Annotated in this window: 19 protein-coding genes; 15 read left to right on the forward strand and 4 right to left on the reverse strand. The window is 67.2% G+C overall.

What is annotated here, in order from left to right:
- Positions 1–19: 19 nt before the first annotated feature.
- Genes nuoN through ABIC90_RS01555 form a run of 4 tightly spaced genes read left to right on the forward strand, consistent with a single transcriptional unit; the run spans position 20 to position 2,895 of the window.
- On the forward strand, positions 20–1,507 hold the full coding sequence (gene nuoN, locus ABIC90_RS01540; RefSeq protein WP_354352271.1) for an NADH-quinone oxidoreductase subunit NuoN: 1,488 nt from the start codon (positions 20–22) through the stop codon (positions 1,505–1,507).
- A 21-nt stretch (positions 1,508–1,528) separates the two neighbouring features.
- On the forward strand, positions 1,529–1,831 hold the full coding sequence (locus ABIC90_RS01545; protein ID WP_354352272.1) for a DUF2818 family protein: 303 nt from the start codon (positions 1,529–1,531) through the stop codon (positions 1,829–1,831).
- A gap of 1 nt (position 1,832) precedes the next feature.
- Positions 1,833–2,438 carry an NUDIX hydrolase gene (locus ABIC90_RS01550; protein WP_354352273.1) on the forward strand — a complete coding sequence of 202 codons (606 nt, stop codon included), beginning with the start codon at positions 1,833–1,835 and terminating at the stop codon, positions 2,436–2,438.
- A 7-nt stretch (positions 2,439–2,445) separates the two neighbouring features.
- On the forward strand, positions 2,446–2,895 hold the full coding sequence (locus ABIC90_RS01555) for a DUF1178 family protein (RefSeq protein ID WP_354352274.1): 450 nt from the start codon (positions 2,446–2,448) through the stop codon (positions 2,893–2,895).
- 12 nt (positions 2,896–2,907) lie between these two features.
- On the opposite strand, the gene ABIC90_RS01560 is transcribed toward ABIC90_RS01555, so the two are convergent.
- On the reverse strand, positions 2,908–4,692 hold the full coding sequence (locus tag ABIC90_RS01560; protein WP_354352275.1) for an ABC transporter transmembrane domain-containing protein: 1,785 nt from the start codon (positions 4,690–4,692) through the stop codon (positions 2,908–2,910).
- A 76-nt stretch (positions 4,693–4,768) separates the two neighbouring features.
- Between ABIC90_RS01560 and ABIC90_RS01565 the strand changes: the two genes are divergently transcribed.
- The 4 genes from ABIC90_RS01565 to ABIC90_RS01580 are packed head-to-tail and all read left to right on the forward strand — an operon-like array spanning position 4,769 to position 9,798.
- Positions 4,769–5,308 carry a MarR family winged helix-turn-helix transcriptional regulator gene (locus tag ABIC90_RS01565; RefSeq protein ID WP_354352276.1) on the forward strand — a complete coding sequence of 180 codons (540 nt, stop codon included), beginning with the start codon at positions 4,769–4,771 and terminating at the stop codon, positions 5,306–5,308.
- Positions 5,301–6,794, forward strand: coding sequence for an efflux transporter outer membrane subunit (locus tag ABIC90_RS01570; protein ID WP_354352277.1), 1,494 nt, complete (start codon positions 5,301–5,303; stop codon positions 6,792–6,794). Before ABIC90_RS01565 ends, ABIC90_RS01570 begins: the two co-directional genes overlap by 8 nt.
- A gap of 57 nt (positions 6,795–6,851) precedes the next feature.
- Complete coding sequence (locus tag ABIC90_RS01575; protein WP_354352278.1) at positions 6,852–8,198, forward strand: HlyD family secretion protein; 1,347 nt, start codon at positions 6,852–6,854, stop codon at positions 8,196–8,198.
- Between the two features lie 37 nt (positions 8,199–8,235).
- A complete protein-coding gene (locus ABIC90_RS01580) occupies positions 8,236–9,798 on the forward strand; it encodes a DHA2 family efflux MFS transporter permease subunit (protein WP_354352279.1) in 1,563 nt (520 codons plus the stop codon).
- A 58-nt stretch (positions 9,799–9,856) separates the two neighbouring features.
- Here ABIC90_RS01580 and ABIC90_RS01585 read toward each other — a convergent pair whose 3' ends face one another.
- Entirely contained in the window at positions 9,857–11,056 is a 1,200-nt protein-coding gene (locus ABIC90_RS01585; protein ID WP_354352280.1) for an AGE family epimerase/isomerase, read from the reverse strand.
- 252 nt (positions 11,057–11,308) lie between these two features.
- Here ABIC90_RS01585 and ABIC90_RS01590 point away from each other — a divergent pair, with 252 nt between their 5' ends.
- From ABIC90_RS01590 to ABIC90_RS01615, 6 genes are all read left to right on the forward strand, one after another.
- A complete protein-coding gene (locus ABIC90_RS01590; RefSeq protein ID WP_354352281.1) occupies positions 11,309–12,079 on the forward strand; it encodes an ABC transporter ATP-binding protein in 771 nt (256 codons plus the stop codon).
- Positions 12,080–12,166: 87 nt separating this feature from the next.
- Positions 12,167–12,874 carry an ABC transporter ATP-binding protein gene (locus tag ABIC90_RS01595; protein ID WP_354352282.1) on the forward strand — a complete coding sequence of 236 codons (708 nt, stop codon included), beginning with the start codon at positions 12,167–12,169 and terminating at the stop codon, positions 12,872–12,874.
- Between the two features lie 48 nt (positions 12,875–12,922).
- Positions 12,923–14,122: an ABC transporter substrate-binding protein gene (locus tag ABIC90_RS01600; RefSeq protein WP_354352283.1), complete on the forward strand. Its 1,200-nt coding sequence runs from the start codon at positions 12,923–12,925 to the stop codon at positions 14,120–14,122.
- A gap of 35 nt (positions 14,123–14,157) precedes the next feature.
- Entirely contained in the window at positions 14,158–15,351 is a 1,194-nt protein-coding gene (locus ABIC90_RS01605; RefSeq protein WP_354352284.1) for an ABC transporter substrate-binding protein, read from the forward strand.
- Positions 15,352–15,396: 45 nt separating this feature from the next.
- Positions 15,397–16,272 (forward strand): branched-chain amino acid ABC transporter permease, encoded by an 876-nt coding sequence (locus ABIC90_RS01610; protein ID WP_042581796.1) that lies wholly within the window; start codon positions 15,397–15,399, stop codon positions 16,270–16,272.
- Positions 16,273–16,282: 10 nt separating this feature from the next.
- Positions 16,283–17,269, forward strand: a complete 987-nt coding sequence (locus ABIC90_RS01615) for a branched-chain amino acid ABC transporter permease (RefSeq protein ID WP_354352285.1) — start codon at positions 16,283–16,285, stop codon at positions 17,267–17,269.
- A gap of 64 nt (positions 17,270–17,333) precedes the next feature.
- Here ABIC90_RS01615 and ABIC90_RS01620 read toward each other — a convergent pair whose 3' ends face one another.
- The gene (locus ABIC90_RS01620; RefSeq protein ID WP_354352286.1) at positions 17,334–18,401 is read right to left on the reverse strand and encodes a carotenoid 1,2-hydratase; all 1,068 of its coding nucleotides are present in this window, start codon (positions 18,399–18,401) and stop codon (positions 17,334–17,336) included.
- Positions 18,402–18,405: 4 nt separating this feature from the next.
- Positions 18,406–19,482 carry a PLP-dependent cysteine synthase family protein gene (locus ABIC90_RS01625; RefSeq protein WP_354352287.1) on the reverse strand — a complete coding sequence of 359 codons (1,077 nt, stop codon included), beginning with the start codon at positions 19,480–19,482 and terminating at the stop codon, positions 18,406–18,408.
- 130 nt (positions 19,483–19,612) lie between these two features.
- Here ABIC90_RS01625 and ABIC90_RS01630 point away from each other — a divergent pair, with 130 nt between their 5' ends.
- On the forward strand, positions 19,613–22,120 hold the full coding sequence (locus tag ABIC90_RS01630) for a penicillin acylase family protein (RefSeq protein ID WP_436318165.1): 2,508 nt from the start codon (positions 19,613–19,615) through the stop codon (positions 22,118–22,120).
- Positions 22,121–22,123: the final 3 nt, after the last annotated feature.

Raw genomic sequence — 22,123 nt, forward strand, 5'->3', positions numbered from 1 at the left:
CTGAAGACAAGAGAACGAGATGATTGACAAACTCAGCTGGATCGCGATCTACCCCGAAATCGTGTTGCTGGTCATGGCCTGCATCATTGCGCTGGTCGACCTGTCGGACACGAGCCCCCGCCGCACCCGCACCTATGTGCTGACACTGCTCACGCTGCTGGTGGTGGCGGTGCTCACCGGCATGGCCGCGCTGGACAGCAAGACCTTCTACGGCTTCGGCGGCATGGTCGTGAGCGACTCGATGGGCAACTGGCTCAAGTGCTTCTCCACCATTGCGCTCATGGTCACGCTGGTCTACGGCCGTCCTTACGCGGCCGACCGCGAGATGCTGCGCGGCGGCGAGCTCTTCACCATCAGCCTGTTCGCGCTGCTGGGCATGTTCGTGATGATCTCGGGCAGCAACTTCCTGCTGATCTACCTGGGCCTGGAGCTGCTCACGCTCTCGAGTTATGCGCTCGTGGCGCTGCGCCGCGACAACGCGGTGGCCAGCGAAGCCGCCATGAAGTACTTCGTGCTCGGCGCGATGGCCAGCGGCTTCCTGCTGTATGGCTTGTCGATGATGTACGGCGCGACCGGCTCGCTCGACCTGAACGAAGTGTTCAAGGCGATCTCCACCGGCAAGGTCAACCACCAGGTGCTGGTGTTCGGCCTCGTGTTCATCGTGGCCGGCCTGGCGTTCAAGGTGGGGGCGGCGCCTTTCCACATGTGGGTGCCCGACGTCTACCAGGGCGCGCCGACGGCCGTCACGCTGCTGATCGGCGCGGCGCCCGAGCTGGCTGCCTTCGGCATCATCATCCGACTGCTGGTCGACGGCCTGCAGCCGCTCGCCATCGACTGGCAGCAGATGCTGGCCGTGCTGGCCATCGCCTCGCTGCTGATCGGTAACCTTGCTGCCATTGCGCAGAGCAACCTCAAGCGGATGCTGGCCTACTCGACCATCTCGCAGATGGGCTTCATGCTGCTGGGCCTGGTTGCCGGTTCGGACCTCTCGGGCACGCAGAACGCACAGGCCGCCTACAGCGCCTCGATGTTCTACATCGTGACCTACGTGCTGACCACGCTGGCGAGCTTCGGCATCATCCTGCTGCTGGCGCGCGAAGGCTTCGAAAGCGAAGAGATCACCGACCTGGCCGGCCTCAACCAGCGCAGCCCGCTGTATGCCGGCGTGATGGCCATCGCGATGTTCTCGCTGGCCGGCCTGCCGCCGCTGGTGGGCTTCTACGCCAAGCTGGCCGTGCTGCAGGCGCTCATCGCCTCGGGCCAGGCCATCTACATCGGCCTGGCGGTGTTCGCGGTGATGATGTCGCTGGTCGGCGCCTTCTACTATCTGCGCGTGGTCAAGGTCATGTACTTCGACGCGCCTGTCACGGCCACGACCGTGTCGGCATCGTTCGACGTGCGCACCGTGCTCGTGATCAACGGTGCGCTGATCCTGATTCTCGGCGTGCTGCCCGGCGGCCTGATGACCTTGTGCTACGAGGCCATCGCGGCCACGCTGGCCCACTGACGCGGCCCGGCGCTCTTCACGGTGTCGCAATCCGCATCGGTCTGGGTCGTGTTGATGGTGGCCTTGCTGGCCGCCAACCTGCCTTTCTTCAATGGCCGGCTCTTCGGGGTCGTGCCTTTGCCGATGCCCAAGACGCTCGCAATCCGCCTGGCCGAACTGGTGGTGCTGTACTTCGTTGCCGGCGGCATCGGCCTGCTGTTCGAGCGCAGGGCAGGGCAGATCGCCCCGCAGGGCTGGGAGTTCTACGCGGTCACCGGCGCGCTCTTCATCGTGCTGGCATTCCCAGGATTCACCTGGCGCTACCTGATGAAGCACAGGCATTGACATGACATCACCCATTGCCGATTCGCACCTGAAGGAAGAACTCGTCAGCAGCGAGGAGCTCTTCAAGGGCAAGTTTCTGCAGGCCAAGCGCGACACCATCCGCCTGCCCGACGGCCACAGCGCCACGCGCGAGTACGTGGTGCATCCGGGCGCCGTGGTGGTGATTCCGCTGCTGGACGACGGCCGCGTGGTGCTGGAGCGCCAGTTCCGTTACCCGGTGGGCCATGTGATGGTCGAGTTTCCGGCCGGCAAGCTCGATGCGGGCGAAGATCCGTTGGTCTGCGGCCAGCGCGAGCTGCTCGAGGAAACCGGCTACACCGCGCGCGAATGGGCGCATGCCGGGGCCATGCACCTGGCCGTGGCGTACTCGACCGAAATCATCCACATCTACTTTGCGCGCGGCTTGTCGCTCGGCGAGCGCCAGCTCGACCACGGGGAATTCCTCGACGTGTTCACCGCCACGCCCGCGGAGCTGGCCGGCTGGTGCGGCGACGGCACGGTGACCGACGCCAAGACACTGACCTGCACGCTCTGGCTGCAGAACGTCCTTTCGGGCGCATGGGCACTGACCTGGAAGGCGACGGCGTCGCAGGGCGGCGCGGGATAATCCGCGCATGAAGGTTCTCGATCTCCGCTGCACGCACGGCCACGGCTTCGAGGGCTGGTTCGCGTCCAGCGAGGCCTTCGAGACCCAGTTGGCCGCAGGGCTGATCGAATGCCCGGTCTGCGGCGACACCGCGGTGGTCAAGCTGCTGAGTGCGCCGCGCCTCAATCTCGGCAATGCCAAGGCGCCTGCGGAAGCGGCGCCCGCAGCGCCTTCACAGGTGCAGTCGCTGCTCTCGCCCGAAGCCCGCTGGATGCGCGCCGTGCGCGAGGTCATGGCCAAGACCGAGGACGTCGGCGAACGCTTTGCCGAGGAAGCCCGCAAGATGCACTACGGCGAAACCGAAGAACGCGGCATCCGTGGGCAGGCAACACCCGAGCAGACCGAGGCGCTGCTCGACGAGGGCATCGCGGTGATGCCGCTGCCGATTCCCGCGGCGCTCAAAGAGACGCTGCAGTAATCGGCCCGCGGCTCAGGCCGTGAACTGAAGCGCGGCCAGGCGGGCGTAGACCCCGCCCTGCGCCACCAACGCCGCGTGCGTTCCCTGTTCGACGATGCCGCCGTGGTCCAGCACGATGATGCGGTCGGCCTTCTGCACGGTCGCCAGGCGATGCGCGATCACCAGCGTCGTGCGGCCTTCCATGGCCGACTCGAGCGCGGCCTGCACCATGCGTTCGCTTTCCGCATCCAGCGCGCTGGTGGCTTCGTCCAGCAGCAGCAACGGCGGATTCTTGAGGATCGCGCGAGCGATCGCGATGCGCTGGCGCTGGCCGCCCGAGAGGCGCACGCCTCGTTCACCCAGGAAGGTGTCGTAGCCCTCGGGCAGGGCCGTCAGGAAGTCGTGCGCGAAGGCTGCGCGCGCGGCCGCATGCACCTCGTCGGCGGTGGCTTCGGGCCGGCCGTAGCGGATGTTCTCGAACGCGCTGGCCGAGAAGATCACCGCGTCCTGCGGCACGAGGCCGATGCGGGTGCGCAGGTCGGACAGGGCGAGCGAGGCGAGCGGGGCGCCGTCGAGCAGCAACTGGCCCGATTGCGGGTCGTAGTAGCGCAACAGCAGCTGGAACACCGTGCTCTTGCCCGCGCCGCTGGAGCCGACCAGCGCCACGGTTTCGCCGGGGGCAATGTCCAGGCTGAAGTCGCGCAGCGCCGGCGTGCCAGGCCGCGACGGGTAGTGAAAAGTCACCGCATCGAGCTTGATGGCGCTGCCCGCAGCCGGAATCGGCGTGACCGTGGGATTCTTCGGCGAGGTGATGGCGGCCGGCGCATGCAGCAGTTCCATCAGGCGTTCGGTGGCGCCGGCTGCACGCAGCAGATCGCCATAAACCTCGCCGAGCACGGCCGTGGCGCTCGCCAGGATGGCCACGTAGACCACGGTCTGGCCCAGATGCCCGGCCGTGATGTCGCCGCGCAGCACCGCTTGCGTGCCCTGGTACAGGCCCCACAGCAGCGCCGCCGAGGTCGCGATGATGATGAAAGCCACCAGCACCGAGCGTGCCTTGGTGCGGCGAACGGCGGTGCGGAATGCGTTTTCGGTGGAGGCGTCGAAACGGGCCGCCTCGCGCGATTCGGCGGTGTAGCTCTGCACCACCGGAATCGCATTGAGCACCTCGGCCGCGATGGCGCTCGAATCGGCCACCCGGTCCTGGCTGGCCCGCGAGAGCTTGCGCACGCGCCGCCCGAACCACATGCTCGGCAGCACCACCAGCACCAGGATGCCCAGCACCTGCACCATCACGTAAGGGTTGGTCCACACCAGCACCGCCAGTGCGCCCACGCCCATCACCGCGTTGCGAAGGCCCATGCTCAGGGACGAGCCCACGACCGTCTGCACCAGCGTCGTGTCGGCCGTCAGGCGCGAGAGCACTTCGCCGGTCTGCGTCGTTTCGAAGAAGGCCGGGCTCTGGTGCAGCACATGGCCGTAGACCGCGTTGCGCAGGTCCGCCGTGACCCGCTCGCCCAGCCAGCTCACCGTGTAGAAGCGCGCGGCTGAAAACAGGCCCAGCGCCACCGCCACGGCGAACAGGGCCCCGAAATGCTCGCGCAGCGCCATGGTCTGGGCGCCCTTGTCGGGGTTGATCAGTCCGCCGTCGATCAGGCTGCGCAGCGCCAGCGGAAAAGCCAGCGTCGTCACGGCCGCCATCACCAGAAAAACGCCCGCCAGCACGATCTGCACACGGTAGGGCCGAAGAAAGGGGCTCAGGCCCGACAGCGACCGGGGCGAGCCCTTGGCCATGGAAGACAGGGGGGAAGAAGCCATGCGGCGATTCTAACGATCCATTGCCCGCACAAAGGCAGCCTTGACAATAACTGCCATGACAACTAATATTTCGGCCATGAGCGATGCAAAGACCCCCAAAGACGAGCGGGCCCCTGAAGACGCTGCTGCGCTTCAGCCCGTTGATTTCTACCGGCCCGGCGCCTATCGGGCCGAAGAGAGCATCGGCTACCTGATGCGCCGCATCGTCACGGCGGTGTCGCAGTCGGTGTCGACGCGCATGTGCGAGCCCAGCAGCCCGACTTATCCGCAGTGGATGCCGCTCTACAAGTTGCACATGGGCTCCGCCACGACGGTGGCCGAGTTGGCGCGTGCCTGCGAGCTCGACACCGGTGCCATGACCCGGCTGCTCGACCGCTTAGAAGCCAAGGGCCTCTGCCGCCGGGTGCGTTCGCTCGAAGACCGCCGCGTGGTCAACATCGAGCTCACCGACGAGGGCCGCGCCGCCGCCAAGGAGGTGCCCCGTGTGCTGAGCCACGTGCAGAACGAGCATCTGGCCGGCTTTACCCATGAGGAGTGGGAGCAGCTCAAGGGCTACTTGCGCCGCATCCTCGACAACGCTCAGGCCCTCGCGGCCCGTGGAGAGAAGAATGACTGATTCCCCCGCCGTGCGCGCTGTGCGCCGCACACCCGTCGTGGCCGCCGCGTTGCTGCTGGTCGCACTGGCCGGTTGTGCCGACATGTCCGGCATCGGCTCGCAGGCCAGGCTGCGCGACGCATCGTCGCTCGGGCTCGGCGTTGCGCCCGACACCGCCGCCGTGCCTGTGTCCAGGCTCGACAGCCAGTGGTGGCTTGCCTTCGGCGACACCCAGCTCAATGCGCTGATCGACCAGGCCGTGGCCGGCAATCCGAACCTGCAGGTCGCGCAGGCCCGCCTCGCGCGCGCGCAGGCCTCGGCGGACATCGCCGGCGCGGCCCTCAAGCCGCAGGTCAAGGGCGACCTCGACCTGAACCGCCAGAAGTTCAACAGCAACTACATCTACCCCGCACCGCTGGGCGGCTCCACGCAGAACATCGGCCTGCTGCAGCTGGGCGCGAGTTGGGAGCTCGACTTCTTCGGCAAGAACCGCAGCGCGCTGGCCACCGCCATCGGCGCCGCCAACGCCGCCGCAGCCGATGCCGAGGCCGCGCGCGTGCTGCTCGCCAGCAACGTGGCGCGCAGCTACTTCCAGTGGGCGCGCCTGAACGACCAGCTCGCGGTTGCGCAGCGCACCCTCGCGCAGCGCGACGAAACCCTGAAGCTGGTCCGCGACCGCGTCTCCGCCGGCCTGGACACCCGCCTGGAGCTGCGCCAGAGCGAAGGCGGCCTGCCCGAAGCACGCCAGCAGATCGAAGCGCTCAACGAGCAGATCGCGCTGCAGCAGCACGCGCTCGATGCGCTCGTGGGCCAGCCCAATGTGTCCGCGTCGCTCAAGCCGCCGGCGATCGCCGCGGTCAGGCCGATGGCGCTGCAGGCGAACATTCCGGCCGACCTGCTGGGCCGCCGCGCCGACATCGCCGCCGCGCGCTGGCGCGTCGAGGCCGCCACCAGCGACGTGGCGAACGCCAAGACCCAGTTCTATCCCAACGTGAACCTCACGGCCTTCGTCGGATTCCAGAGCCTGGGCTTCGGCAAGCTGCTCAAGTCGGGCAGCGAGCAGTGGGGCGTGGGCCCGGCCATCAGCCTGCCGATCTTCGAAGGCGGCAGGCTGCGCGCCAACCTGCGCGGCAAATCGGCCGACCTGGATGCTGCCGTCGAGAGCTACAACGCCACCGTGCTGGACGCGGTGCGCGATGCGGCCGACCAGGTCTCCAGCGCCCAGTCGATCACGCGCCAGCAGGCCGAGCAGCGCGCCGCGCAAACGGCGGCCGAAGGCGCCTACGACATCGCCGTGCAGCGCTATCGCGCGGGCCTGGGCAACTACCTCAACGTGCTGACGGCGGAGACCGCCGTGCTCGCGCAACGGCGCCTGGCGGTCGATCTGGCCGCGCGCGCGCTGGACACGCAGGTGGGCCTGGCGCGCGCGCTCGGGGGCGGCTGGCAGCCCTCGTCGACCACCAACGCCGCAGCCACCGCATCGGCGCCGACGGCCGCACTCCATTGAACTGAACTGAACGGGCCCGACGCCCGAACCTTCCTCGTTTTCGGAAAGAAATTCATCATGAGCGACAACAACACTCCGACGCCCGCTGCCTCCGCAGCCAATGCAGCACCTGAAGCGCCCGCCGGCAACGGCAAGCGCCGCCGCGCACTCACCGCCCTTGCGGCCGTGGTCATCGTGGCCGGCGGCGGCTGGGGTCTTTATGAATGGCTGGTCGCCAGCCACTACGAGGACACCGACAACGCCTACGTGCAGGGCAACGTCATCCAGATCACGCCGCAGATCGGCGGCACCGTCATGGCCATCAACGCCGACGACACCGACTTCGTGAAGGCCGGCCAGCCGCTGGTGCAGCTGGACCCGGCCGACGCCAAGGTGGCGCTCGAGCAGTCCGAGGCCGCGCTGGCGCAGGCCGTGCGCCAGGTGCGCACGCTGTATGCCAACAACGGCTCGCTGGCCGCGCAGGTTGCGCTGCGCCAGTCCGACATCGTCAAGGCGAAGAGCGACATCGCCAAGGCACAGGACGACCTGCAACGCCGCCGCTCGCTGTCTGGCAACGGCGCGGTGTCGAAGGAAGAACTCAACCACGCCGAAACACAGCTGGACACGGCCAAGAGCCAACTCGCCGCCGCGCAGGCCGGTGTCGCCGCCGCCAAGGAAGCGCTGGTGAGCAACCAGTCGCTGACCGAAGGCACCAGCGTGGCGCAGCACCCCAGCGTGCTGGCCGCCGCCGCCAAGGTGCGCGAGGCCTACCTCGCCACGCAGCGCGTGGCCATGCCCGCGCCGGTCGACGGCTATGTCGCCAAGCGCACCGTGCAACTGGGCCAGCGCGTGGCCGCGGGCACGCCGATGATGTCGATCGTGCCGCTCAACCAGCTGTGGGTCGACGCCAACTTCAAGGAAGTGCAGCTGCGCAACATCCGCATCGACCAGCCCGTGAAGCTCACGGCCGACGTCTACGGCAAGAAGGTCGAATACACCGGCAAGGTCGCGGGCCTGGGCGTGGGCACCGGCAGCGCGTTTGCATTGCTGCCCGCGCAGAACGCCACCGGCAACTGGATCAAGGTGGTTCAGCGCGTGCCCGTGCGCATCGCGCTCGATCCCGAGCAGCTCAAGGCCAACCCGCTGCGCATCGGCCTGTCGATGGACGCCGAGATCGACATCACGTCCAAGAGCGGCAAGATGCTCGCCGACGCACCGCGCGGCAGCGCGTTCACGCAGACCCAGGTGTACAGCCGGCTCGACCAGGGCGTCGATGCTGAAGTGAACCGCATCGTCGCGGCCAACCTCGGCCGCGCAGCGTCGGCGAACGCGGCCGCCGCGGCACCCACGGCCCAGCGCACTGCGCCGGCGGCGGCACCGTTAGCCGGCGCGCATGGGGCCGTGCACCAGGGCCAGCCCGGCTGATCGTCGCCCGCTTCGCTGAACTGAAAAAGCTCGCGCAATGGCCACCGCCGCTCCCGCTTACGTAGCGCACGCACCGCTCGAGGGCTCCGCCCGCGTGTGGGGCACGATCGCGCTGTCTGCGGCAACCTTCATGAACGTGCTCGATTCGTCGATCGCCAACGTGTCGTTGCCTGCCATCTCGGGCGACCTGGGCGTGAGCACCACGCAAGGCACCTGGGTCATCACCAGCTTCGCGGTGGCCAACGCCATCGCGGTGCCGCTCACGGGTTTCATGACGCAGCGCTTCGGCCAGGTGCGCCTGTTCATGGCCAGCGTGATCCTGTTCATGGTCGCTTCGCTGCTGTGCGGCCTGGCACCGAACATGACCACGCTCATCCTCTTTCGCGCGCTGCAGGGCTTTGTCGCGGGTCCGATGATTCCGCTGTCGCAGACGCTGCTGCTGTCGAGCTATCCGCGCGCCAAGGCCGGCCTGGCGATGGCGATGTGGTCGATGACCACGCTGGTCGCGCCGGTGATGGGGCCGCTGCTCGGCGGCTGGATCACCGACAACATCTCCTGGCCGTGGATCTTCTACATCAACATCCCGGTGGGCATCGTCGCGGCCTCCATCACCTGGGCGCTGTACCGCAAGCGCGAGAGCATCACGCGCAAGGTGCCCATCGACGCCATCGGCCTCGCACTGCTGGTGCTGTGGGTCGGCGCGATGCAGCTGATGCTCGACAAGGGCAAGGAGCTCGACTGGTTCCACTCGGCCGAGATCGTCGCGATGGCGGTGGTGGCGGTGGTCGGCTTCGCCTTCTTCCTGATCTGGGAGCTGACCGACAAGCACCCGGTGGTGGACCTGTCGCTCTTCAAGCGCCGCAACTTCTGGTCGGGCGCGGTGGCAACGGCGGTGGCCTACGGCCTCTTCTTCGGCAACGTGGTGCTGCTGCCGCTGTGGCTGCAGCAGTGGATGGGCTACACCGCCACGCAGGCGGGGATGATCATGGCGCCGGTGGGCTTGCTTGCGATCTTCTTCTCGCCGGTGGTGGGCCTCACCGTGGCCAAGATCGACCCGCGCCGCTATGCAACCTTCTCGTTCCTGGTGTTCGCGCTGGTGCTGTGGATGCGGTCGAACTTCAACACGCAGGCCGACTTCGTCACCATCATCATTCCGACGGTGATCCAGGGCATTGCGATGGCGTTCTTCTTCATTCCGCTGGTGACCATCACGCTGTCGGGTCTCACGCCCGACCGCATTCCGGCCGCCTCGGGGTTGTCGAATTTCCTGCGGATCACGGCCGGTGCCATGGGCACCTCGCTCACCACCACGCTGTGGGACAACCGCGCGACGCTGCACCACGCGCAGCTTGCCGAGACCATCAACCAGGGCAACAACGCGGCGACCAGCGCGATGTCGGGTCTTGCCAGCAGCGGCCTGAGCACCGAGCAGGTGCTGGGGCAGATGAACCGCATCGTCGACCAGCAGGCCTACATGCTGGCCACGAACGACATCTTCTATGCCTCGGCGATCCTGTTCCTGCTGCTGATTCCGCTGGTGTGGCTGGCAAGGCCGCAAAAGGGCGGGGCGGGCAGCGACGCCGCTGCCGGCGCGCACTGACAGGCCAGGCATCCCGTTCGACAACGACCCCCAGGCTCCGCAAGGACCCTGGGGGTTTTCATTGGCCCAGGGCCCTCAGCACGTCGTGGCATGCGCCCATCGTGTGGTAATCGGTCTTGCCCGCCGGGCTTTTTTCGTCGCTGATCTTTGCGTTCTGCGGCGTCAGGATGCGGTACCAGGCACCGTGCGCGTGGTCGACGAAATGCGACCACGAATACGCCCAGATCCGGTCGTACCAGGCCCAGTAGCTCGCTTCGCCGGTGCGCACCGCGAGCAGTGCGGCGGCGGCAAAGCTCTCGGCCTGCACCCAGAAATACTTGTCGCCGTCATAGAGCGAGCCGTCTGGCGCGAAGCCGTAGACCAGCCCTGCGTTGTCCGCATCCCAGCCCCGGTGCATCGCCGTGTCGAAAAAGTGCCGGGCACGCGGCAGCACCCAGCTCGCGTCGCGGCCGTTTGCAAGCAGGTGCGGCTCCAGCTGCAGCAGCAGCTTGGCCCACTCGGTCAGGTGGCCGGTCTGGAAACCCCAGGGCTTGAAGATGTCGCTGCGGTCGCCGCGGTTGAAGTCCCAGTCGACCGACCAGTCCGCGCGGTAGTGCTCCCAGACCAGCCCGTCGGCCAACGCCGCCTGCCGGCCGGTGACGGCCTCGGCAAGGGCCAGTGCGCGGTCGAGGTAGCGCAGCTCGCCCGTCGCCTCGAAAGCCGCCATCGTCGCCTCGCAGGCATGCATGTTGGCGTTCTGGCCGCGGTAGGGCGCCACGCGCCAGTCGGCCGTGGCTTCGTCCGCATAGAGGCTGTGGCGCGGTTCCCAGAAATGCCGCTCCATCAGGTCCCAGGCCTGCGCCAGGCCTTCGCGGGCTTCGCTCACGCCCGCCATCAGCGCGTGCGCATGCGCGAGCAGCACGAAGGCCAGGCCATAGCAGTGCTGCGTGGCGTCCTGCACGGTCGCGCGGCCTTCGTGCCAGTCGATCTGCCAGGCGTAGCCGCCACCGGGAAGCGCGTGCGCGCGTTGAAGAAATGCAAGGCCGTGCCGCGTAGCGTCCAGGTCTGACGCGTTGCCGAAGCGGCGATACGCGGTCGCATGGTTGAACACGAAGCGCGCGCTGCTCACCAGGTGGCGCGTGCGGCGGTCGTACACCGTGCCGTCGTCCCTGAAGAAGTGGAAGAAGCCGCCCGACGGATCGAGGTCGCGCGGCTCGTAGAAGTCCAGCGTGTGCCGGACGTGGGCGACCAGGAATTCAGGTGAGCGAAAGTCTGGCATGGCAGGAGGACGTCGAATGTGGATGTGGCGTGCGGTCGCATTGTCACTGCGACGACAGTCGCGATGGGGTAGGGGCAGGCACGCGGTGCGGCAGGGCTCGCACGTTGCACGCAGGTTGCAGTGCAGCATAGGCATTTGCCCCAGTATCCAAGCGAGGAGCGCCCACGAACAATCGGGCCGCGCTCCATGGTGGCGCGTCAAGATGGATTGCATGACCGACTTCTTTTTTCCGAACCCGGGCGAGCTCGCGAGATGAGCGACGTCATTCTCGAAACACGCCAGCTCACCAAGGAATTCAAGGGGTTCACCGCGGTCAGCAAGGTCAACCTCTCGGTGGTGCGCGGCTCGATCCACGCGCTCATCGGCCCGAATGGCGCCGGCAAGACAACCTGCTTCAACCTGCTCACCAAGTTCCTGGAGCCGACCACGGGCACGATCCTGTTCAACGGCCAGGACATCACCGGCGAGCGCCCGGCGCAGATCGCGCGGCGCGGCATCATCCGCTCGTTCCAGATCTCGGCCGTGTTCCCGCACCTCACGCTGCTGGAGAACGTGCGCCTGGGCCTGCAGCGCCGGCTGGGTACCTCGTACCACTTCTGGAAGAGCGAGAAGTCGCTCAAGCCGCTGGATGCCAGGGCCCGCGAGCTGCTGGCTGAAGTCGGCCTCGAAGCACTCGCAGACGAGCAGACCGTCAACCTGCCTTACGGCAGCAAGCGCGCGCTGGAGATCGCCACCACCCTGGCAATGGAGCCCGAGCTGATGCTGCTCGACGAACCCACCCAGGGCATGGGCCATGAAGACGTGCACCGCGTGGCCGAACTCATCAAGCGCGTGTCGGCCGGCCGCACCATCCTCATGGTCGAACACAACATGAGCGTTGTCTCCACCATTGCCGACACCATCACCGTGCTGCAACGCGGCGCGGTGCTCGCCGAAGGGCCCTACGCCGAAGTCTCGAAGAACCCGCAGGTCATGGAGGCCTACATGGGCACCACCGACGGCGAAATGCAGGGCGCGCATTGATATGAACCCCCACGCTCATCACTTCGTGTATTCGCTGCCCCCCGAGGGGGCGCGAGCCTCCCTTGGGGCGGCCCGGCGGGAGGCTCAATGACCGCCGCACTCGAAATCAAGGGCCTCCAGGCCTGGTACGGCGAATCGCACGTGCTGCATGGCGTCGACATGGTCGTGCAGCCCGGCGAAGTCGTCACGCTGCTGGGCCGCAACGGCGCGGGCCGCACCACCACGCTGCGCGCCATCATGGGCCTCACCGGCGCCCGCAAGGGCAGCATCGAGGTGCATGGCAAGGAAACCATCGCGATGCCGACGCACCGCATCGCGCACCTGGGCATCGGCTATTGCCCCGAAGAGCGCGGCATCTTCGCAAGCCTCTCGTGCGAAGAAAACCTGTTGCTGCCCCCCGCGCTCAACGGCGCGGGGCCGGGCATGTCGGTCGAAGAGATCTACGCCATGTTCCCCAACCTGGCCGAGCGCCGCCACAGCCAGGGCACGCGCCTGTCGGGCGGCGAGCAGCAGATGCTGGCGGTGGCGCGCATCCTGCGCACCGGTGCCAAGCTGCTGTTGCTGGACGAAATCTCCGAAGGCCTCGCACCGGTCATCGTGCAGGCGCTGGCCCGCATGATCACCACGCTGCGCGCCAAGGGCTACACCATCGTGATGGTGGAGCAGAACTTCCGCTTCGCCGCGCCGCTGGCCGACCGCTTCTATGTCATGGAGCACGGCCGCATCGTCGAGAAGTTCGGCGCGGCCGAGCTCGAAGCCAAGATGCCTGTGCTCACCGAGCTGCTCGGCGTCTAGGTGCTTTCCCCGTTCGTTGTTCACCCTTTGCTACCGCTGGAGACAAACATGAAAAATCGGCTCACCGCATTCGCCCTGGCTTTCGGCGCTTTGACGCTCGCCGCGTCCGGACAGGCGCAAGCGCAGGACAAGATCAAGATCGGCTTCATCACCGACATGTCCAGCCTCTATGCCGACCTCGAAGGAAAGAACGGCGCGCTCGCCATCCAGATGGCCATCGACGACTTCGGCGGCAAGGCGGCCGGCAAGCCGGTCGAGCTGCTCACCGTCGACCACCAGAACAAGCCCGACATCGCCGCCTCCAAGGCGCGCGAGTGGATCGACACGCAGGGCCTGAGCATGGTGTTCGGCGGCACGAACTCCGGCGTGGGCCTGGCGCTTGCCAAGGTGGCGGCCGAGAAGAAGCGGGTGTACTTCAACAACGGCGCCGCGTCTTCCGCGCTCACCAACGAACAGTGCTCGCCCTACACGGTGCACTACGCCTACGACACCGTGGCGCTTGCCAAGGGCACCGGCGCGGCCGTGGTCGACGGCGGCGGCAAGACCTGGTTCTTCCTGACCGCCGACTACGCCTTCGGCCATGCGCTGGAAGCCGACACCTCCACCGTCGTGAAGGCCAAGGGCGGCACCATCGTGGGCGCGGTGCGCCATCCGCTCAACGCGTCCGACTTCTCGTCGTTCCTGTTGCAGGCGCAGAACTCCAAGGCGCAGATCCTGGGCCTGGCCAATGCGGGCGGCGACACGGTCAACAGCATCAAGGCGGCCAAGGAGTTCGGCATCGGCAAGACGATGAAGCTCGCCGGCCTGCTGATCTTTCTGAGCGACGTGCACAGCCTGGGCCTGAAGAACACCGAGGGCCTGCAGTTCACCACCAGCTGGTACTGGGACCTGAACGACGACACGCGCAAGTTCGCCAAGCGCTTCTTCGACAAGACCCAGCGCATGCCCACCGAGATCCAGGCGGCCGACTACTCGGCCACCATGACCTACCTGAAGGCCGTGGACGCGGCCAAGTCGGACGATGCCGACAAGGTGATGGCCGAGCTCAAGAAGATGAAGATCAACGACTTCTTCGGCTCCGGAGAGATCCGCCCCGACGGCCGCTACGTGCACGACATGTACCTCATGCAGGTCAAGTCGCCCTCGGAGTCGAAGGCGCCGTGGGACTACTACAAGCTCGTGAAGAAGCTGCCCGGCGACACGGTCTTCACCACGAAGGCCGAGTCCAAGTGCGCGCTCTGGAAGTAACCCCCCGATACCCGATACCCCCTTCAGGATCTCTCATGAAAAAAGCATTCGCCTTCACCGCCGTTTTCGCCGCCGCAGCATTGGCCGCCGGCGCCGCCCAGGCGCAGGACAAGGTCAAGATCGGTTTCATCACCGACATGTCCAGCCTCTACGCGGACGTGGAGGGCAAGAACGGTGCCCTGGCGATCCAGATGGCCATCGACGACTTCGGCGGCAAGGTCAACGGCATGCCCATCGAGCTCCTGACGGCCGACCACCAGAACAAGGCCGACATCGCCGCCTCCAAGGCGCGCGAGTGGATCGACACGCAGGGCCTGACGATGCTGTTCGGCGGCACCAGCTCCGGCACCGCCCTGGCCATGGCCAAGGTGGCGCAGGAGAAGAAGCGCGTGTTCGTGGTCAACGGCGCCGGTAGCTCCGCGCTCACCAACGAACAGTGCACGCCCTACACCGTGCACTACGCCTACGACACCGTCGCGCTGGCCAAGGGCACCGGCAGCGCGGTGATCGCGCGCGGCGACAAGAGCTGGTATTTCCTCACCGCCGACTACGCCTTCGGCCAGGCCCTGGAAGCCGACGCCACCAAGGTGGTGAAGGAAAAGGGCGGCTCGGTGCTCGGCAGCGTGAAGCACCCGCTCAACACGTCGGACTTCTCGTCGTTCCTGCTGCAGGCGCAGAACTCCAAGGCGCAGGTGCTGGCGCTGGCCAATGCCGGCGGCGACACCATCAACTCGATCAAGGCGGCCAAGGAATTCGGCATCACCAAGACCATGAAGATGGTGGGCCTCCTGGTGTTCGTGACCGACGTGCACAGCCTGGGCCTGAAGAACACCGAGGGCCTGCTGCTCACCACCAGCTGGGACTGGAACCTGGACGACAAGACGCGCGCCTTCGGCAAGCGCTTCTTCGACAAGACCAAGCGCATGCCCACCGACATCCAGGCAGCCGACTACTCGGCCACCATGACCTACCTGAAGGCGGTGCAGGCTGCCAAGACGATCGATGCCGACAAGGTGATGGAGACCATCAAGTCCACGCCCATCGACGATTTCTACGCCAAGGGCACGGTGCGCCCCGACGGCCGCTTCGTGCACGACATGTACCTGGTGCAGGTCAAGTCGCCCGCCGAATCCAAGCAGCCCTGGGACTACTACAAGGTGATCCAGAAGCTCAAGGGCGAAGACGTCTTCACGACCAAGGCCGAGAGCAAGTGCGCCCTCTGGAAGTGACCTCCCGCGGGCGCCGTCGCGGCGCCCGGGTTCGTTGAAACGCTTATGAACATTTCCCTTCCCGCCTTGTTGAGCCAGCTCCTCCTGGGGCTGGTCAACGGCTCGTTCTACGCCATCCTGAGCCTCGGGCTGGCGGTGATCTTCGGCTTGCTCAACGTCATCAACTTCGCGCACGGCGCGCTGTTCATGCTCGGGGCCGTCCTCACATGGATGGCCATGGAGTATTTCGGCATCAACTACTGGGTGATGCTGATCGCGGCGCCCATCCTCATCGGCCTGTTCGGCGTGGTGATCGAGCGGCTCCTGCTGCGCTGGATCTACAAGCTGGACCATCTCTATGGCTTGCTGCTCACGCTGGGCCTCACGCTGCTGATCGAAGGCGTGTTCCGCTCGGTCTACGGCGTCTCGGGCCTGCCCTACGACGCGCCCGATGCGCTGTCGAGCGCCACCGACCTGGGCTTCATGGTGCTGCCCAACTACCGCGCCTGGGTGGTCGTCGCATCGCTGGTGATCTGCTTTGCAACCTGGTACGTGATCGAGAAAACCCGCTTGGGCGCCTACCTGCGCGCCGGCACCGAAAACCCGCGCCTGGTCGAAGCCTTCGGCGTCAACGTGCCGCTGATGATCACGCTGACCTACGCCTTCGGCTGCGCGCTCGCAGCCTTCGCCGGCGTGCTGGCCGCGCCGGTGATGCAGGTGTCGCCGCTGATGGGGCAGAACCTCATCATCGTGGTGTTCGCAGTCGTCGTGATCGGCGGCATGGGTTCGATCATGGGCGCGATCCTCACGGGCCTCGGGCTCGGAGTGATCGAAGGGCTCACCAAGGTTTTTTATCCGGAGGCTTCCTCCACCGTCGTCTTCGTGATCATGGTCATCGTGCTGCTCATCCGCCCCGCCGGCCTGTTCGGCAAAGAGAAATAAGGCGGACGGCATGAACATGAAAAAGATCTCCACCGTCGTCTACGCCTTGCTGCTGGTCGCGCTCATCGCGGCGCCGTTCTTCGGCGCCTATCCGGTGTTCGTGATGAAGCTCATGTGCTTCGCGCTGTTCGCCGCGGCTTTCAACCTGCTGCTGGGCTTTACGGGCCTGCTGTCCTTCGGGCACGCGGCCTTCCTGGGCGGCTCGGCCTACGTCGCGGGCCATGCGATGAAGGTCTGGGGCCTCACGCCCGAACTCGGCCTGATCGCAGGCACGCTCACCGGCGCCTTGCTCGGCTGGCTGTTCGGCATCCTGGCCATCCGCCGCCAGGGCATCTACTTCGCGATGATCACGCTGGCGCTCGCGCAGATGATGTTCTTCGTCGCGCTGCAGGCCAAGTTCACCGGCGGCGAAGACGGCCTGCAGGGCGTGCCGCGCGGCAAGCTCTTCGGCCTGGTCGATCTGTCGAACGACCTCACGATGTACTACGTGGCGCTGGCCGTGGTCGTGCTGGCCTTCCTCCTGATCGTGCGCACCATCCACTCGCCGTTCGGGCAGGTGTTGAAGGGCATCAAGGAGAACGAGCCGCGTGCCTTGTCGCTGGGCTACGACGTAAGCCGCTTCAAGCTGCTGGCCTTCGTGATCTCGGCTGCGCTCTCGGGCCTGGCCGGTTCGCTCAAGACGCTGGTGCTGGGCTTCGCCACGCTGTCGGACGTGCACTGGACCGCCTCGGGCCAGGTCATCCTGATGACGCTGGTGGGCGGCCTCGGCACGCTGTCGGGCCCGCTGGTGGGCTCGGCGGTGGTGGTGCTGCTGGAGAACAAGATCGGCGAACTCGGCAACTTCCTTGCGCGCATCACCACGGTCGATTGGTTCAACACGCTGGGCGAGTCGGTGACCATGGTCACGGGCCTGATCTTCGTGATCTGCGTGCTGGCCTTCCGCAAGGGGATCATGGGCGAGATCATTGCGTTCATCGACAGGCGACGGGCAAAGTAGGCCGGCTGCCTGAAAACCATCACATGGGGAGCTTCGGCTCCCTTTGTTTTTTGGCGCGGCAGCGCTACAGCCTCAGCGGAGCGGCGTAGCCGGTCATCTCCAGATACCCGCGCCCCACGCGCCGCCCGTGTGCATCGAGCAGATCGCTGAGGCCTTCCCAGTAAACGCCGCCGGTCGATCCGCGGCTGTCGAGTTCCTGATCGTCCAGCAGCGCGCGCACCTCGAAGTTGCCGGACGGTGTCTGCACGCGCCACTGCGTCGGGTAGCTGGCTTGCGTGCGCGGGCTGTTCCACGACTTGATCGACTCGAAGCGCACCTCGTCGTTGCGGAAGACGCGCAGGGCCCCGTCGCGCGTGCGGAACGAACCGCCGCCCCACAGCGCGCTCCCGTCCTTGCGCCGCAGGTGAAACGCGGTGAGGGCGCTGCCGTCGTCCAGGTTCATGCCGATCCAGTCCCAGCCCACGGCCTCGGGGTGCATCAGCGCCTCGCTCCATTCGTGGTCGAGCCAGGCGGTACCGTTCACCTCGAAGGCTTGGCCCTTGAGCGTGAGCTTGCCCTGCGTCCTGAGTTGCGGCTCGCTGTAGTAGTAGCTGGCCTGCGATTCGCCGGGGCCCTTGCGGGAGAGGCCGGCGTTGCCTTGGAGCAGCACGGGCTGCGTGGGCGTGAAGCGCAGGTCGATGGTGAACTCGCCGGCCGGGATGCGCGCCGCATAGCCGCCGTTCGTGCGTGCCAGCGACCAGTCGCGCAGGCGCACGTCGGTGTCGGCTTCGCTCGCCGATGCAACGCCGAAGCCTGCGCGCGCGATGCGCTGGTCGTGCAGCAGCACGCGGCCTTCGAGGTCGGTGACGGCCGCATGCGCGAACACGAGGTTCTTCGCGGCGAAAGCCGAGCGCATGTTCTGGGCCGCATCGACGCGCGAACGGAAAAAGGTCACCTGAAAACCGAACTCGCGCCCCGCCACGTTTTTGGCATGGCCGGTGATGTACCACCACTCGGTGCGCAACTCGGGGTGGCTGCCGAAGTCACGCGGGAACTGCAGCGTGCGCAGCGGCAGCGCCCAACTGGCGGGTGCCGCGGCCAGCGCGGCGAGCAAAATGCCGCGCCGGGAAAGGCCGAACGGACCCGAAGGCATCACATCACCCCGCCACCAGCGCGTCGATGCGCTGCTGCGCCGGCCCGATGTCGCCGAACGCGTTTTGCACCCATGTGGCGTCGTGGTAGCTCGGCAGATAGCGCTCGCCCGCATCGCACAGCAGCGAGAGGATCGAGCCCTGCCGCCCGGCTGCGCGCATTTCCCCTGCCACGGCCAGCATGCCGATGAAATTGGTGCCGGTCGACGGCCCCACCTTGCGCCCCAGCAACGCCGACAGCGCATGCATCGCCGCCACCGAATCGAGATTGGGCACCTCGATCATCCGGTCGACCAGCGTGCGGATGAAGCTGGGCTCCACGCGCGGCCGGCCGATGCCTTCGATGCGCGAGCCCGCCGCCGTGAGCGTGGCATCGCCCGAGCGGTGGTAGGCCGAGAACACCGAGCCCTCGGGGTCGGGCACGCACACCTGCGTGTCGTGGCAGCGAAAGCGAAGGTAGCGGCCGATGGTGGCGCTGGTGCCGCCCGTGCCCGCGCCCACCACGATCCACGCCGGCACCGGATGGCGCTCCCGCGCCATTTGCTGGAACATGCTCTCGGCGATGTTGTTGTTGCCGCGCCAGTCGGTCGCGCGCTCGGCGTAGGTGAACTGGTCCATGTAGTGGCCGCCGGTGCGCTCGGCCAGCGCGCGGGCTTCTTCGTACACCTGTGCGGCATGGTCGACGAAGTGGCAGCTCGCGCCGTAGAAGGCGATCTGCGCGACCTTCTCGGGCGAGGTGCTGCGCGGCATCACCGCGATGAAGGGCAGGCCCAGGAGCCGCGCGAAGTAGGCCTCGCTCACCGCCGTGGAGCCGCTCGAAGCCTCGACGATGGTCGTGCCTTCGCGCACCCAGCCGTTGCACAGCGCATAGAGAAAGAGCGAGCGTGCGAGCCGGTGCTTCAGGCTGCCGGTCGGGTGGGTGGATTCGTCTTTCAGGTACAGGTCGATGCCCGCTGCCGCGAGTGCGGGCATGGGAAGCGGGATGAGGTGCGTGTCGGCGCTGCGCTGGTAGTCGGCTTCGATGCGGCGGATGGCGCTGCCGAGCCAGCCGCTGCAGGAGGGAGATGTAGGGGTGGATTGCATAGCGCGCCAGTCTACAAGCCATGCCTTGTAACCCGACAGCCGGTGGAAATCGGGATACTGTGCGCTGCCATCCACAAGGCAGGAGACGAGACACATGAAAAGAACGAGCCCGCGCCTCGCAGCGCGACGCATGCCGAGCCATCGGCTTTCCATCGGCGCACTTGCCGCCATCGCCCTCGCCGGGTGTGCGTCCAGCCCTCCGGGCAGCGACACACCCGCGCGCCCCTCCTCATCCTTCGCCGTCCCCGACCTCGAGAAGCCCGCCGAAGTGCTGGTCGACCGCTGGGGCGTGCCGCACCTGTACGCCGGCACGCTCTACGACGCCTTCGTGGCGCAGGGCTTCATCGCCGCGCGCGACCGGCTCTGGCAGATGGACCTGTGGCGCAAGCGCGGCCTCGGCGAAATGGCCAAGGATTTCGGCCCCGCCTGGGTGGAGAGCGACCGCGCCGCGCGCGCCGTGCTCTATCGCGGCGACATGTACCGCGAATGGCTCGCCTACGGCTCCGATGCCAAGCGCGTGGCCGAGGCCTTCACCGCTGGCGTCAATGCCTACGTCGCGCAGGTTCGTGCCCAGCCTGCGCTGCTGCCGACCGAGTTCGCGCTGCTGGGCTACCAGCCGGCGACGTGGTCGCCCGAGGACGTGGTGCGGATTCGGCACCACGGGCTCACGCTCAATTTCACCTCCGAGGTCGATCGTGCACGCGCCTTCTGCGCCGGCGGCCCCGGCGTCAAGGCCGACTGGCTGCGCCGCGAGCTCGATCCACCGGTCACGCCCAAGGTGCCTGTGGGGTTCGACCCCTGCACCATCCCCGCAGCGGAACTGCGCGCGGCCTACCTGCGGGCGACCGATTCGCCGCGCTTCACCAAGGAGAACACGCGAGTCGGCTTGAACACGGGCGCGGCCGCCGCGCCGGTGGCGCTGTTGCCCGGCAGCGCCGAATCCATCGCTGCAAAGGCCGAGCAGGACGAGGCACAGCAGCAGGCCCTGCAAGGCGACCCCACGGCCGCCTACGGCAGCAACAACTGGGTCATCGCGCCGAAGCTCACCGCCACGGGCCGGCCCATCCTGGCCAACGATCCGCACCGCTCGCACGGCGCGCCGAGCCTGCGCTACATGACGCACCTGAGCGCGCCCGGCATGGACGCGATCGGCGCCGGCGAGCCGTTCCTGCCGGGCCTGTCGATCGGCCACAACGGCACCATCGCCTTCGGCCTCACGCGCTTCTACATGGACCAGGAAGACCTGTACGTGTACCAGCTCAACCCCAAGAACCCCAACGAGTACCGCTACCAGGGCCGCTGGGAGCCGATGACCCGCGTCACCGAGCGTATCGCGGTGCGCGGCGAGAGCGCGCCGCGCGAAGTGGTCAACACCTTCACGCGCCATGGCCCCGTGCTGCTTTCCGAGCCCGGCAAGCGCCGCGCGTATGCATTGCGCGCCGCCTGGCTGGAGCCCGGCATGGCGCCGTACTTCGGTTCGATGGACTACATGCGCGCGCGCAACTGGGACCAGTTCCGCGCCGCGATGAACCGCTGGGGTGCGCCCGGCGAGAACCAGGTCTATGCCGACAGCAGCGGCAACGTCGGCTGGATTCCGGGCGGGCTCACGCCGATCCGGCCCAACTGGGACGGCCTCATGCCCGTGCCGGGCGACGGCCGCTACGAGTGGTCGGGCTTTCGCAACGGCGATGAACTGCCTTCGGAGTTCAACCCCGCGCGCGGCTATGTGGTGACCGCGAACGAGAACAACATTCCGCCCGACCATCCGGCCGCGAAGAAGGGCGTCGGCTACGAATGGAGCGATGCGGCCCGCGCGCGGCGTTTGAAAGAGCTGTTCGCAGCGAAGGTGGCGGCGGGGTCGCGCTTCACCATCGAGGACTCCGAGCGCATGCAGAACGACATCGTCGCGACGCCCGCGCAGCGGCTCCTGAAGCTGCTGGCGGGCCTGCGCAGCGACGACGCGCAGACCGCAGTCGGCCTGCGCCTGCTGCAAGGCTGGGACGGCACGATGGACCGCGACAGCGCCGCGGCCGCCCTCTACGAGGTGTGGAGCAGCAAGCCGCTGCGCGCGGCGGTGCTCAAGGCCGGCGCGGGCGATGTGGGCGCGCCGCTGGCGGCGCCCGGCGACAACACGCGCATGGTGCTGCTGCTCGAGAGCCCGTTCGGCTGGATCACCGACGCGCAGCGCGATGCCCTGCTGCTGCAGACCCTGCCCCCCGCGATGCAGGAGCTCACCGCAAAGCTCGGCCCCGATATGAAGACGTGGAAGTGGGGCACGCTGCACCGCGCGGAATTCCGGCACCCGCTCGCCGGCGTGGTCGACGCCGCCACACGCAAGAAGCTCGACGTGGGCGACTGGCCGATGTCCGGCTCCAGCTTCACGCCGATGGCCGCGAGCTACCGGGCCAGCGACTACAAGCTGACCTCGGGCGCATCGTTCCGCATGGTGCTCGACGTGGGCAACTGGGACGCCTCGCGCGTGATCAACACACCGGGCCAGTCGGGCAATCCCGACAGCCCGAACTACCGCGACCTCGCGCCGCTGTGGCTCGAAGGCAAGTACGTGCCGCTGGTCTACAGCCGCGGGGCGGTCGAAAAGGAGACGGTGGAGCGGATCCAGTTGACGCCCGCAAAATAGGCG

Origin of the sequence: Variovorax boronicumulans (genome assembly GCF_040544675.1) — a bacterium.
GTDB classification, from domain to species: Bacteria; Pseudomonadota; Gammaproteobacteria; order Burkholderiales; family Burkholderiaceae_C; genus Variovorax; species Variovorax boronicumulans_D.